At 64.0% G+C, this 12,187-nt stretch carries 14 protein-coding genes and 1 pseudogene; 2 read left to right on the top strand and 13 right to left on the bottom strand.

Going from position 1 to position 12,187, the window contains the following annotated elements; translation table 11 throughout:
• Together ACXJ7R_RS13675 and ACXJ7R_RS13670 are read left to right on the top strand one after the other, a co-directional pair.
• A pseudogene (locus tag ACXJ7R_RS13675) lies at positions 1-577 on the top strand (class I SAM-dependent methyltransferase); the annotation flags it as partial.
• An 11-nt stretch (positions 578-588) separates the two neighbouring features.
• Positions 589-1,515 (top strand): LysR substrate-binding domain-containing protein, encoded by a 927-nt coding sequence (locus ACXJ7R_RS13670; protein ID WP_457152295.1) that lies wholly within the window; start codon positions 589-591, stop codon positions 1,513-1,515.
• 43 nt (positions 1,516-1,558) lie between these two features.
• Here ACXJ7R_RS13670 and ACXJ7R_RS13665 read toward each other — a convergent pair whose 3' ends face one another.
• The 13 genes from ACXJ7R_RS13665 to ACXJ7R_RS13605 all read right to left on the bottom strand — a co-directional run bounded on the left by ACXJ7R_RS13665 (position 1,559) and on the right by ACXJ7R_RS13605 (position 12,171).
• Positions 1,559-1,783 (bottom strand): DUF2274 domain-containing protein, encoded by a 225-nt coding sequence (locus ACXJ7R_RS13665; protein ID WP_457152294.1) that lies wholly within the window; start codon positions 1,781-1,783, stop codon positions 1,559-1,561.
• Between the two features lie 2 nt (positions 1,784-1,785).
• Positions 1,786-3,030 carry a TrbI/VirB10 family protein gene (locus ACXJ7R_RS13660; protein WP_457152293.1) on the bottom strand — a complete coding sequence of 415 codons (1,245 nt, stop codon included), beginning with the start codon at positions 3,028-3,030 and terminating at the stop codon, positions 1,786-1,788.
• Positions 3,027-4,166 (bottom strand): P-type conjugative transfer protein TrbG, encoded by a 1,140-nt coding sequence (gene trbG / locus ACXJ7R_RS13655; protein ID WP_457152292.1) that lies wholly within the window; start codon positions 4,164-4,166, stop codon positions 3,027-3,029. The genes ACXJ7R_RS13660 and trbG overlap by 4 nt, the downstream gene beginning before the upstream one ends.
• Complete coding sequence (trbF, locus tag ACXJ7R_RS13650) at positions 4,163-4,846, bottom strand: conjugal transfer protein TrbF (RefSeq protein WP_457152291.1); 684 nt, start codon at positions 4,844-4,846, stop codon at positions 4,163-4,165. The genes trbG and trbF overlap by 4 nt, the downstream gene beginning before the upstream one ends.
• A gap of 2 nt (positions 4,847-4,848) precedes the next feature.
• Positions 4,849-6,210 carry a P-type conjugative transfer protein TrbL gene (gene trbL, locus ACXJ7R_RS13645; protein ID WP_457152290.1) on the bottom strand — a complete coding sequence of 454 codons (1,362 nt, stop codon included), beginning with the start codon at positions 6,208-6,210 and terminating at the stop codon, positions 4,849-4,851.
• A gap of 1 nt (position 6,211) precedes the next feature.
• Entirely contained in the window at positions 6,212-6,607 is a 396-nt protein-coding gene (gene trbK-alt / locus ACXJ7R_RS13640; protein ID WP_457152289.1) for a putative entry exclusion protein TrbK-alt, read from the bottom strand.
• A 10-nt stretch (positions 6,608-6,617) separates the two neighbouring features.
• Complete coding sequence (trbJ, locus tag ACXJ7R_RS13635; RefSeq protein WP_457152288.1) at positions 6,618-7,376, bottom strand: P-type conjugative transfer protein TrbJ; 759 nt, start codon at positions 7,374-7,376, stop codon at positions 6,618-6,620.
• A complete protein-coding gene (gene trbE / locus ACXJ7R_RS13630) occupies positions 7,373-9,826 on the bottom strand; it encodes a conjugal transfer protein TrbE (RefSeq protein ID WP_457152287.1) in 2,454 nt (817 codons plus the stop codon). Before trbE ends, trbJ begins: the two co-directional genes overlap by 4 nt.
• 14 nt (positions 9,827-9,840) lie before the next feature.
• The gene (locus ACXJ7R_RS13625) at positions 9,841-10,137 is read right to left on the bottom strand and encodes a VirB3 family type IV secretion system protein (protein ID WP_457152286.1); all 297 of its coding nucleotides are present in this window, start codon (positions 10,135-10,137) and stop codon (positions 9,841-9,843) included.
• On the bottom strand, positions 10,137-10,430 hold the full coding sequence (locus ACXJ7R_RS13620) for a TrbC/VirB2 family protein (RefSeq protein ID WP_245331107.1): 294 nt from the start codon (positions 10,428-10,430) through the stop codon (positions 10,137-10,139). The genes ACXJ7R_RS13625 and ACXJ7R_RS13620 overlap by 1 nt, the downstream gene beginning before the upstream one ends.
• Positions 10,431-10,465: 35 nt before the next feature.
• Complete coding sequence (trbB, locus tag ACXJ7R_RS13615; protein WP_457152285.1) at positions 10,466-11,482, bottom strand: P-type conjugative transfer ATPase TrbB; 1,017 nt, start codon at positions 11,480-11,482, stop codon at positions 10,466-10,468.
• Between the two features lie 216 nt (positions 11,483-11,698).
• The gene (locus ACXJ7R_RS13610; protein WP_023707464.1) at positions 11,699-12,016 is read right to left on the bottom strand and encodes a helix-turn-helix domain-containing protein; all 318 of its coding nucleotides are present in this window, start codon (positions 12,014-12,016) and stop codon (positions 11,699-11,701) included.
• Positions 12,013-12,171 carry a type II toxin-antitoxin system RelE/ParE family toxin gene (locus ACXJ7R_RS13605; RefSeq protein ID WP_457152296.1) on the bottom strand — a complete coding sequence of 53 codons (159 nt, stop codon included), beginning with the start codon at positions 12,169-12,171 and terminating at the stop codon, positions 12,013-12,015. The genes ACXJ7R_RS13610 and ACXJ7R_RS13605 overlap by 4 nt, the downstream gene beginning before the upstream one ends.
• Between the last annotated feature and the right edge of the window lie 16 nt (positions 12,172-12,187).

Here is a 12,187-nt window from a genome sequence, read left to right as displayed (position 1 = left end):
GGCCTATGGCGAACCACCGCACGCTGACTTCTTCATTGGTCCCTTCCATCATTTGACAAAGGACGTCCTGAGCTCGGATCCGCGGCTGGCAAATTTCGCTGACGGGTTCGATATCATTCTGGAGGATACGACCTTTCAGATGTACTCGCCAAACAGAGCAAGCCAGATCGAGTTCGTGACCCAGCACCTCAAGCAGGACGGAATCTTCGTCTTCGTCGAAAAGTTCCGGGCTACCGAGGAGCCGGACTACAGGCGTCGCGAATATCAAAAGGATTTCGGCTTCAAGGCGCGCTATTTTCCCCCAGACGAAATCGAGAAGAAGCAAACCCTCGTTCTGGATACGATGTTCGGCAATGAGGTCACTTTGGCGCAGATGGCTGACGCGATACGCGCGCATTTCAGCCACTGCTCCCTGACCTGGAACAGTGGAAATTTCTGTAGCCTCGCTGCGAGCAATAGCGCGGAAAACCTCAACCGGTACCTTTCCCAGATGGCCGCTCCAGCCATTCCGCTCGAGTACGTCTACGAAACCAGCCTGTATCCGACCCTGCCGGTTAGCGCCGCCGCGCAAGAATAGGCTTCTGAGCCTTGAGACAGGTCAACAACACGCTCCGCCGTTTGGACCATGTCTTCGCAGCTGTCGACCATGGTAGCCTCAGGCAGGCCGCAAGAGTTCTCAGAGTGAGGGAATCCTGTGTCAGCCGCAACATCGTTGCTCTCGAACAATTGCTGGACATGCAGTTGTTTGATCGCGACGTCCATGGTGTTCGGCTGACTGAAGCAGGCCGGGCCTGGACTGACCTCGTCCGGGCTCACTATGAAGGCTTGCAAGATGCCTTGGCCGGAGGTGGTCGTGGCGACCAGGATGCCAAAACAGTCAAGATAGGGTTGTGCGGCCAGATAGGCCGGGCGTTCGTGGCGCGCCTTGTCGATCGATTCCGCAGCTTACATCCGGACGTGTGCATCGCCATCGAGGACGTTCCCAATGAACAGTGTCTGGCGGCAATACGTCGCCGGCGCCTTGACATCGTCTTCACGCACGGGCTCGAGAACGGCGCCTTATGCCGCAGCGAGCTATTTGGGCACGAGCGCCTGTTCGTTCTCCTGCCGGGCGGCCATCCGCTCGCTGAAAGGCCGGCAGTCAGATGGAGGGATCTTGCAGATACTTGTCTGCTGGTTTCGGTCGGATCGCCGCAGGATCCGGTTCTGCTGGAAAAGATTGCCGCAGATGGTGGCCCCGCCATTCAAATATGTCGCGCGAGCGAAGCGACGGTCATCCTCAAGATACAACTCGGCCAAGGCGTAACTCTGGCAGGCGAAGGTTTTGCCAGGACAGTCGCCATCGGCGCTACGGTGTGGAAACCCATCGACGGTCAGAACAGCATCAGTTCGGTCAAGGCGGTGTGGCTGGAATCGAACCCCAAGCGTACGCTTTTGCGGCTGGTTGGGACTGCAAGAAACATGGTGACACGCGACTTGAGCCTACCCTGTCAAGCGCTTGAAATCAATCCATGAATTCTGGCGAGATTGATCCGGTTCGACTTCAGTCGTCCGGCCTTCAACCACCCTCCGATCGCTTTGCGCTGGCGAAGCCTCGATCCGTCGCAATGAACCGCTCCAACATCGCAACGATGAGGCGCGGCGGATCGGCTGGCCGTTGGCCCGCTTCGCGACCGAGGATCTCGGCATAAGCAGTCAGATCGCGGTGCAGTGCCGCAGGGAGTTCCACCATGACCTTGACGGGTTTGTCGTCGGCGATTGGTCCCAGTTTCAGCTTGGCCATTTTCAACCCCCGTAAGGTTCGAGCACGAGATCGCGCGTGACGATGACGCGCACCGGGAATCCCGGCCGGATGGTGAGTGTCGGCGCTATGTTGAGCTGCCGCTGGACGATCTGCTGGCCTGTCTGGCTGATGCTGTCGGAAGCACCCTGGCGCAGGGCGCGCATGATGTCGCTCTCCTGGCCCGATGAGCCTGCCTGCGCCCCGATGCTCAGAACCGTGGAAAGTGCTGCAGCCTTGAACAACTCGCCCCAGTGATAGTCGACGCCGTCCTCGAGGCCAGCATAGCCCTCGGCGTCCGCGCCAGGCTCACGTTCCAGAACGATGGAGCGGCCGTCTGGAAAAATCAGTCTGGTCCATACCAGCAATACGCGACGCTGGCCAAAGCCGACACCATTGTCATACTGGCCGATGAGGCGCGTCCCCTGAGGAATGAGACGGATGTGTCCGGTGGGGCTGTCATAGACATTCTCCGTCACCTGCGCGGTAATCTGACCCGGCAGGTCGGAACGAATGCCGGTGATGAGGGCGGCTGCGATGACGGCGCCCGCCTGCAGGACGTTCTTCGACGCCGGCGCCGCGACTCGATCAGGCGAGACGGTGCGCTTGTCCGGCGCCTGATCTAGGAATGCGCGCTGGCGGTCCTGCGCCGAGGGAGTCGCTGGCTGCGGCGCGAGGCCTAGGCTGGAAAGGTCGGGCTGTGGCGCGGTGCCTGTTGTAGACTGAGCGGCAGTCGCCTCACCCGCCTCCCGCGTTTGCGTGGACGCGAACAGGCGCGCGGTCCTCGCCGCTTCCATTTCCTGCTCCCGGCGCTGCACCTCCGCGTCCGGTCCAATGGGGCCGGTCGATGGCGCGGGGCCGCCATTCTGTGCGGCGAGAATAGGGCGGCCGAGATCGCCGGGAAGCGGTGGGCCAAGCTTCGGAACGCCCGCATAGTCCTTTGGGAGGCCGGCGAGCCCATCGGGCGTCGATCGATTGTCGGTTGAATACAGCTCCTGACCCTGGCCTTGCTGACGGTTCTGCAGCGCGTAAATCAGCGCGCCGCCGACAGTCAGGCTTGCGGCGAGCCCCAATCCGGCCAGCGCCTTGCGGGACAGACGCGTCACGCGCGGCGGCTCGGCGCGCAGCCGCATGGCCGCGGCCGGCTCGCCTGTCAACGGCCGGGCGTCATCCTCGACCGGCGCCTCCGGCCGGGCGTCATTCATCGGCCCCCGGCCTTCTTCCTTCCCGGGATTCAATCTGTCGCTCATGATGGCGACCCTCCGCTGTCTGTTCGGAGGTTCGTCGCTGGCGGGGTCTCACCAGGGCCACGCATCCATGAAAATCGACTGCTCCTAACCCCATCGTTGCGGGAGATACGGATGCGCTGCTGTTTCTTGCCTGCGCCGAACCGCAACTCGGCGGCGGCAAACAGCCGATCGACGATCATGTAGTTGCCGCGCACGCGATAGTTCACCAGCTCCGACGTGTCGCCTTCCGGCCCGACCACGAAGAGTGGCGGCATCTCGCCCTGGCCGATGCCCCGCGGGAACTCGATGAACACCTGCTTGCCATCGTCGAAGGCGCGCAGCGGCCGCCACGGTGCGCGATCGCCCGTCACGTCGTAGCGGAAATTGACGCGAGAAAGATCGATGCCGGTCGAGACCGGCTGCGCAGCTTCAGCCTGCTGGTTCTGCCTGCGCAAGGCGATGAGTTGGTCCTGCGGGTATTGCCAGGAGACCGAGGCCATATAGGTCGACGGCGTCGAGCGAAGTTCCATGTGATAGGTGCGCCGATCGGTATTGATGACGAGATTGGTTATGAGTTCGGCGCGCGTCGGCTTGACGAGGATGTGGACTTGCTTGGTCCCGCCCGTACCGCTCTCGGTATCGCCGATGATCCAGCGCACGGTGTCACCGGCGGCGACGGGGCCGGAGCCGACGAGCTGCTCGCCGGGCTGGAGCGCGATGTCGGTGATCTGTCCCGGCGAGGCATAGACCTGATAGAGCGCGCCATCGACGAAGGGATAGACCTGCATCGAGTTGATGAACCCGTTGCGGACAGGCTGCATGCGCGCGGCCGCATTGGCCAGGTTCACGCGCGCGGTCGGATCGGACGGTTCCGGCTCGGGCTTTGCGTCCTTGCCGACCGGCTTCAACTGGCCTGGAAGCGGCAGCGGCTTTGACAGCTCTACCACCTTGACGGGCGGGGGCTGATCGACGGCTTGCACGGCCGGGATCGGATCGTCATAGGAAATTTCCGGCGGCTTCTGCCTGGTGGCACAGCCTGCAAGCGCCGAAGTGCAAAGCAGCAGTGCTGGAAAGGCCATCTTGCGGAAAGCCGGCATTGCGTGGATGAGGAAAGTTGGACACCCCCAGTGGGCGGCCTTGAAGAGTGCGGGCGTCATTGTCCAAGCTCCTTCGACCAATTGATGGCGTTGATGTAGATGCCGAGCGGGTTCTTCCTCAGTGCGTCGGCGTCGCGCGGGGGCTGCACGACAATTGTAAGGATCGCGGACCAGCGCTCCGTGGAAGCAAGGGAGCCGTCCTGATAGCGGCGTTCGACCCAGGCGATGCGGAAGCTCACTGGGGATGCGCGGATGACCGACGACACGTCGACGGCGATCTGCTGTTTGCCGACCTTGGTGAACGGGTCATTGGCGCGCGCATAGTCGTTGAGAGCCAGCGCCCCGCCCTGCGTCGCGAAGTCATAGGCGCGCAGCCAGTTCTGCCGCACGATGACCGGATCGGCGGGGATCGACCTCACCTGTTCGATGAAGGCGGCCAGGTAGAAGGCGATCTGCGGATCGTTCGGCTGATAGTCGCCGACCGCTGGGGCGACAGCCTGCGCCTGGCCGAGACGATCGACCTGCACCACCCAGGGCACGATCGAGCCGTTGGCGGATTGCCAGACGAGCGCGGCGGAGAACCCGGCGGCGAGCGCCAGGCAACCGAAGGCCATGTAACGCCAATGGCGCGCCTGCACGCGAGCCGAACCGATGCGCTCGTCCCAGACCTGTGCAGCGCGTTGGTAGGGCGTCTCGGGTTGTGGGGATCTGCCGTAGTGCGTGGACGGTCGTTTGAACATGCTTAGTCTCTTTCAGAGAGGTTGATCGAGGAGCCGCCGCCATGGCTGTCGCCACTGCGAACGGCGTGGGCGGCGGCCTGGACACCATGGGTCATCTGTTGCGAGCGCTTCATGCGCTTCGCCCAGGCAGGCTGACTTTCGGCTACGGAAGACGCGACGGGAGCGGAGCCGGCTTTGCCAGTGTCCGCGCCGATTGTGCCAGCGGTGGATGATCCGCCCGTCGTCTCGAAGGCTGCGCGAGCGCCGGACTGGTAGCTGTGCTTCATGCTGCCTGCCGCATTATTGGCCGCGCGCTTGAGCGGTGAAATGGCACCCTGGGCGCCGGCGCCGATGACACCGCCGAGCCCGGATGCGACGCCGGAAAAACCAGAATCTCCGGCCGCGCCGAGATTGTAGGCTGTGGATGCCCTGCCCGCGGTCGCGGCACCGCCACGGGCCGCCGCTGCAGCACCGCCGCTGACAGCCGCGCCGCCGGACATCACGGCGCCGGCAGCCGCGGCGCCCACTGCTGCCATGCCGCCGGCGGCGAGCCCGGTGCCGACCGCTGCGCCCGCGCCGAGTTGCGGGCCGCCGGAGACGAGACCGTTGGCAATGCCAGGTCCAAATATGCCAAGGCCGAGCAACGACAGCGCGGCCAGCACGATCGCCATGGCGTCGTCGATCGACGGCGTGTTGCCGCTGAAGCCTGCGGTGAACTCGGAGAAAAGAGTCGAACCGATACCGATGACGACGGCGAGCACCAGCACCTTGATGCCGGACGAGATGACGTTGCCGAGCACCCGCTCGGCCATGAAGGCGGACTTGCCGAACAGACCGAAGGGTATCAGCACGAAACCGGCGAGCGTCGTCAGCTTGAACTCGATCAAGGTGACAAAGAGCTGGATTGCCAGGATGAAGAAGGCCAGCAGCACCAGCGCCCAGGCGAAGAACATGCAGGCGATCTGGATGAAGTTCTCGAAGAAGGACCAATAGCCCATCAGGTTCGAGATCGAGTCCAGCAACGGCCGGCCGGCGTCGAGCCCGGTCTGCGCCACCTTACCCGGGCGCATGAGATCGTCGACGGCAAAACCCGTTCCCGAGGCCTTCAGGCCAAGCCCGGCGAAGCTTTCGAAGACGATGCGGGCGAGATTATTCCAGTTGGAGATGAGATAGGCGAAGACGCCGACGAACAGCGTCTTCTTGACGAGGCGCGCCATGATATCGTCGTCCGCCCCCCAGGACCAGAAGAGCGCCGCCAACGTCACGTCTATGACAATCAGGGTCGTGGCGATGAAGCCGACCTCGCCGCCGAGCAGGCCGAAGCCGCCGTCGATGTAGCGCGTGAAGACTTCGAGGAAATGGTCGATGACGCCCATGCCGCCCATGTCAGCGAATCTCCGGCCGGGGCGGCTCGACCTGCATCGCGGGAGCGGTCACATCCGTTCGCGTCCCTTCTTTCCGGTTGGCTGATGCCGGCACATCAGGGAATAGCGTTTTCGGGGCAACGGCGGCAGGCGCGGTTGCCGTGTCACGTTGACCGAGAAACCGGCGCCGGCTGTCTGCCCACGCTTTCAGGCAGACGGGATCGCGAGGGCCGGCCTCGCCGATCTCGGAACAGCGGCGCAATTCGGACGCGAGCGGGTCTTGTGACGCGATGGAACGGTCCCGGGTCGCAAGGGCATCAGCCTCATCGTCCTTGCTGCTCATCTCGATTGCGGTCACTGTCAAAGCGACCGCGATGAAGACGACTGCACCGATGCGAGCGAGGATCTTGCCGTCCATCGCGCGGGCCTCAGTTCTTGCCATAGAACATCTGCGCACTGCCGGGCTGGTAGCCCGAGCCCTGCGTCAGGAAGCGCCGGCGCTGCTCGCGGCCCTGGTCAGCGGCGGTGGCCTGCTCGGCCGATTGCAACGCCTGCGCCCGACCATTCGCGGCGACGACAGCGGTGAGATCGGCGAGTTGCTGCGCCTGAAGCGCGAGGAGCTGGTTGCCGGCCTGCGTTGCCTGAAGCGCGCCGGTCGCACCCTGGCTCTGGCCGACCAGCGCCAACATCTCACTGCGATTGGTGTCGATGTTGCCGACGACGCCCGCCTGCACACGCATGGCGTCCTGAAGGCCACCAACCGTGTTGCCCCAGCGCGAGCGCGCATCGGTTACGAGTTGCTGATCCGAAGCCGACAGCGAGACGTTGCCGTATTTCTGCTGGAAGGCCTGATCGATCTGCTGGACGTCATAGGCAATGTTCTGCGCCTGGCCGAGCAACTGCTGCGTGCGCTGCACCGACTGCTGGAGCTGCTGCAGTGAGGAGAATGGCAAGCTTGCGAGATTGCGGGCCTGGTTGATGAGCATCTGCGCCTGGTTCTGAAGCGAGGTGATCTGGTTGGTGATCTGCTCCAGCGAGCGCGCTGCCGTCAGGACGTTCTGCGTATAGTTCGAGGGATCGAACACAATGAACGCGTGTGCCGGCGTCGCCAGCATTGGCGCCAGGGTGACCGGAGCGACAAGCAGGGCGACAGCAAGCCGCTTGCCAAGGGAACGGCGCAGTTTCATGGGGACTTCTCCTTGTTGGTGAGGGCGGGGCTGGTTAGGGCGGGAACGAGTTCAACGGCCCAGCCCAAATTGCGGTGGGTCAGCCAGGCAGCGAGGAAGCCGTCGCGGCCATGCTCGGCGACGATGCGGGCGATCGCGGTTTGGTCGGTCTTCGCGGATACAGCGCAGAGCGCGAGCGCCACATCCGACAGACCGAGCTCGAACAGCCGATTGCCGCGACGGGACTGGCAGTAATAGTCGCGCTTCGGCATCGCCCGCGCGATGATCTCGATCTGCCGATCGTTGAGGCCGAAGCGGCGATAGATCGCGGTGATCTGCGGCTCGATGGCGCGCTCGTTCGGCAGCAGAAGCCGGGTCTGGCAGCTCTCGATGATCGCGGGCGCGATTGCCGAACCATCGATGTCGCTGAGCGACTGCGTGGCGAAGATGACGCTGGCGTTTTTCTTGCGCAGCGTCTTCAGCCATTCGCGGAGTTGGCCGGCAAAGCCGTCATCGTCCAGCGCAAGCCAGCCTTCGTCGATGATGAGGAGGGTCGGCGAGCCATCGAGCCGGTCCTCGATGCGATGGAAGAGATAGGACAGGACCGCGGGCGCAGCACCCGTTCCGATCAGTCCTTCGGTTTCGAATGCCTGGACCGACGCCGATCCGAGATGTTCGCGCTCGGCATCGAGCAACCGGCCGTAGGGACCACCGACGCAATAGGGGCGCAATGCCTGCTTGAGATCATTTGATTGCAGCAGCACGACCAGACCAGTGATCGTGCGCTCCTCGACAGGCGCGGACGCCAGAGAGCTCAACGCCGTCCAGATATGCTCCTTGACCTCTGGGGTGATCGCCACATTCTCGCGCGTCAGGATCGCCACGATCCAATCGGCGGCCCAGGCACGCTCGGGGACATCATGAATGCGGGCGAACGGTTGAAGGCTGACGCTGTCGATCGCACCGTCACTGAGATCGCCGCCGAGGTCATGCCAGTCGCCGCCCATGGCGAGTGCCGCCGCGCGGATCGAACCGCCGAAATCGAAGGCGAATACCTGTGACCCTGCATAGCGGCGGAACTGCAGCGCCATCAGTGCCAACAGCACGGACTTGCCCGCGCCGGTCGGGCCGACGATCAGCGTATGGCCGACGTCGCCGACATGAAGCGAAAGCCGGAACGGGGTCGAGCCTTCGGTCTTGCCGAAGAGCAGAGGGGGCGCTGCAAAATGCTCGTCCCGTTCCGGCCCCGCCCACACCGCGGAAAGCGGGATGATGTGGGCGAGATTGAGCGTGGAGATGGGAGGTTGACGGACGTTGGCGTAAACATGACCCGGCAGGCTGCCGAGCCAGGCGTCGACGGCGTTGATGGTTTCGATGATCGCCGTGAAATCGCGGCCCTGGATAACCTTTTCGATCCGGCGGAGTTTTTCGTCGGCGATGCCGGGATCATCGTCCCACACCGTCACCGTCGCAGTGACATAGGCCATGCCGGCATAGTCGGCGCCGAGCTCCTGCAGCGCCATGTCGGCATCGGCGGCCTTGTTTGCGGCGTCGGTGTCGACGAGTGCGGATGCCTCGTTGGTCATCACCTCCTTGAGGATCGCGGCGACCGATTTGCGCTTGGCGAACCATTGACGCCGGATCTTTGTCAGCAGCCGGGTCGCATCGGTCTTGTCGAGCAGGATCGCGCGTGTCGACCAGCGATACGGGAAGGCCAGCCGGTTCAGTTCGTCGAGCAGACCCGGCGTGGTCGCGGTCGGGAACCCCGTGACGGTCAGAATGCGCAGATGCGACGCGCCAAGCCGCGGCTCAAGACCGCCGGTCAGCGGCTGGTCGACCAGCATGGCATCGAGATACATCGGCGTTTCGGGAACGCGGACACGGTGGCGATTGGTCGAGACGCAGCCATGCAGATAGGTCAACGTCTCGGCGTCATCGAGCCAGCGGCACTCCGGCATGAAGGCTTCGACAAGGCGCAGGACGCGGTCGCTGCGGTCTGTGAACCCGGTCAGCACCGCATTGGGGTCGAGGCCCTTCTTCTCGCGGCCTTCGTAGAGCCAGTTTTCCGCACGGGCGGTGTCTTCGGCGGGCGCAAGATAGGTGAGCGTCAGGAAGTAGCTGGACTCGAAGTGCGCGCCGGCCTCCTCGAAGCCCGCCTTTCGCTCCGCATCGACCAGCGTCGAGGCCGCATCCGGAAAGTGGCTGTCGGGATAGCGGGTCGAAGCATGGCGCTGCGCCTCCACGAAGATCGCCCAGCCGGACCCCAGACGGCGGAAGGCATTGTTGAGCCGGCCGGCGACGGCGACCAGTTCGGCCGGAACGGCGCTGTCGAGATCGGGGCCGCGGAAACGCGCGGTGCGCTGGAAGCTGCCGTCCTTGTTGAGGACGATGCCGGCGCCGACCAATGCCACCCAGGGCAGGAAGTCGGCGAGCCGGCTGCTACGGTTGCGATATTCGGCAAGGTTCATCATCGTTGCGACCTCGCTCAGACCGTGAGATGCGCCGGGATGCGCAGATGCCGGCGAACGACGTCGACGAAAAGCGGATCGCGCTTGGCGGCCCAGACGGCGGCAACATGGCCGATCGCCCAGATTGCGAGGCCGACCAGCCACAGACGCAGTCCCAGCCCCACGGCGCCCGCGAGCGTCCCGTTCATGATGGCGATGGCGCGCGGGGCGCCGCCGAGCAGGATCGGCTCGGTCAGCGCGCGGTGCACGAGGACCGTATAGCCCGGCACTGCATAATCGGGCATTGGGCCGCCCTGTTCGACCGAACCCGCCATCAGATCAGCGCTCCGCCGCCGAACGAGAAGAACGACAGGAAGAAGCTCGACGCCGCGAAGGCGATGGACAGGCCGAACACGATCTGTATGAGCCGGCGGAATCCGCCCGACGTGTCGCCGAAGGCGAGTGTCAGGCCGGTGACGATGATGATGATCACCGCCATGATCTTGGCGACCGGGCCTTCGATCGACTGGAGTATCTGTTGCAGCGGCTGTTCCCACGGCATCGACGAGCCGGAGGCAAAAGCGGGCGCGGCCATCACCAGGATGAGCGTGGGAACGGAAACGGTCATGGTGAGACGATGACGCGCGAGGCGCAGGCGTTGGATCACGGATTTTCTCCTTCAGGGCTTTGGATGAGCAAGGTCGGGCTGTCGTCGCCCTCGAGGACGGCTGGAGCGACCAGGTAATCGCCGTCCGGGCGAAGGCCATCGACACGGGCGAGTTCGGACAGCCGGCGCGCGGAGCCGCGGCCGGAAAGGACGGCAATCAGGTCGATCGTTTCGGCGATCAGAGCGCGTGGAACCGTGACGACGGCTTCCTGGATGAGCTGTTCCATCCGTCGCAGCGCGCCAATGGCGCTGCCCGCGTGGATCGTGCCGAGGCCGCCGGGGTGGCCGGTGCCCCAGGCCTTCAGCAGTTCGAGCGCCTCGGCTCCGCGCACCTCGCCGACCGGAATGCGGTCGGGGCGCAGGCGCAGCGATGAACGAACGAGATCGGAGAGCGAGGCGACGCCGTCTTTCGTTCGCATCGCCACGAGATTTCGCGCGGCGCATTGCAGTTCGCGCGTATCCTCGATGATGACGACGCGATCGGCAGTCTTGGCCACTTCGGCCAGCAGCGCGTTGATGAGCGTTGTCTTGCCCGTGGATGTGCCACCCGCAACGAGGATGTTCGCGCGGTTGGCAACGCCCTGGCGCAGCGCCTCCGCCTGCTGCCCCGACATGATCCCGGTCGCGACATAATCTTCAAGGGTGAAGATGGCGACGGCAGGCTTGCGGATCGCGAAGGCAGGCGCCGCGACGACGGGAGGAAGAAGCCCCTCGAACCGCTCCCCTGTCTCGGGCAGCTCGGCCGAGACGCGTGGGGCGCCGGCGTGGACTTCAGCACCGACATGATGAGCAACGAGGCGAACGATGCGCTCGCCGTCCGCCGCCGACAGGCGCTCTCCCGTGTCGGACAACCCCTCGGACAGGCGGTCGATCCACAAACGCCCATCGGGGTTGAGCATCACTTCGACGATGCCCGCGTCGTCGAGATAGCTCGCGATCGCAGGTCCGAGCGCTGTGCGCAGCATGCGTGCGCCGCGTGCAAGACCTTCGGAATTGTGAGGCGAAGCTGCCATCCTGTCCCCGTTTCGATCCGGGGGAACATGGACGGCCCCTGGACGGGGATGATTAAGAGAGCCGCATCTCGAGTGGTTTCAACACCAATATCGAGGCGTAGTGGCGTAGCGTGCAAATACAGGAGATTGGCGGTGCCGACCTGTGATCAAGGCTGACGATCTTCAGGCAAGGGCGGCGCTCGCCCTCAATTATGCCTCGTCGGCAAAGCCGTCTGATCAAGCGGCTTCAGCACGAGTTGACCGTCGAGGCTTGTGGCGAACCACCACGTCGACCTTGTAGTCGAGGCGGTCCAGACAGCGAACCAGCCTGTCTATTGAAAACTTACCCGTGCGCCCGGTGACGATCGCGGAGACGTCGGGCTGTTTCATTCCGAGCAGTTCAGCCGACTTCGCCTGGGTCAGGCGCCGGCGCTTGATAATGGCGCGGATCTCGCGGGCCAGCTTGGCCTTGAGCAATTCCTCCTCGGGATTGTCAAAGCCGAGGTCCGCAAACACGTTGCCGCTGCTCACTTCGGCGGTGATGTCTTCTGTCATGACTTTGGTCCTTTCCCATAGTTTTCGCGGTAGTGCGCCTCGGCCGCCTTCAATCGCACTGTCACGAGATCGATTTCGTGCTTGGGTGTCTCCCTGCCCTTCTTCGACTTCTTCTGGAAGCAATGAAGCACGTAGATCACCCCGGCAAAGCGCACGGCCAAAGCGCACGGC

Source organism: Mesorhizobium sp. P5_C1 (assembly GCF_054049815.1).
The sequence above is the reverse complement of the archived record's forward strand: the minus strand, read 5'-3'. Positions and strand labels throughout refer to the sequence as shown.

Bases quoted from the DNA above. Each gene is read 5' to 3' on its own strand.
- ACXJ7R_RS13665 (WP_457152294.1), bottom strand. From the start codon at position 1,783: ATGGCCAAGCTGAAACTGGGACCAATCGCCGACGACAAACCCGTCAAG.
- ACXJ7R_RS13660 (WP_457152293.1), bottom strand. From the start codon at position 3,030: ATGAGCGACAGATTGAATCCCGGGAAGGAAGAAGGCCGGGGGCCGATG.
- trbG (WP_457152292.1), bottom strand. From the start codon at position 4,166: ATGACGCCCGCACTCTTCAAGGCCGCCCACTGGGGGTGTCCAACTTTC.
- trbF (WP_457152291.1), bottom strand. From the start codon at position 4,846: ATGTTCAAACGACCGTCCACGCACTACGGCAGATCCCCACAACCCGAG.
- trbL (WP_457152290.1), bottom strand. From the start codon at position 6,210: ATGGGCGGCATGGGCGTCATCGACCATTTCCTCGAAGTCTTCACGCGC.
- trbK-alt (WP_457152289.1), bottom strand. From the start codon at position 6,607: ATGGACGGCAAGATCCTCGCTCGCATCGGTGCAGTCGTCTTCATCGCG.
- trbJ (WP_457152288.1), bottom strand. From the start codon at position 7,376: ATGAAACTGCGCCGTTCCCTTGGCAAGCGGCTTGCTGTCGCCCTGCTT.
- trbE (WP_457152287.1), bottom strand. From the start codon at position 9,826: ATGATGAACCTTGCCGAATATCGCAACCGTAGCAGCCGGCTCGCCGAC.
- ACXJ7R_RS13625 (WP_457152286.1), bottom strand. From the start codon at position 10,137: ATGGCGGGTTCGGTCGAACAGGGCGGCCCAATGCCCGATTATGCAGTG.
- ACXJ7R_RS13620 (WP_245331107.1), bottom strand. From the start codon at position 10,430: ATGACCGTTTCCGTTCCCACGCTCATCCTGGTGATGGCCGCGCCCGCT.
- trbB (WP_457152285.1), bottom strand. From the start codon at position 11,482: ATGGCAGCTTCGCCTCACAATTCCGAAGGTCTTGCACGCGGCGCACGC.
- ACXJ7R_RS13610 (WP_023707464.1), bottom strand. From the start codon at position 12,016: ATGACAGAAGACATCACCGCCGAAGTGAGCAGCGGCAACGTGTTTGCG.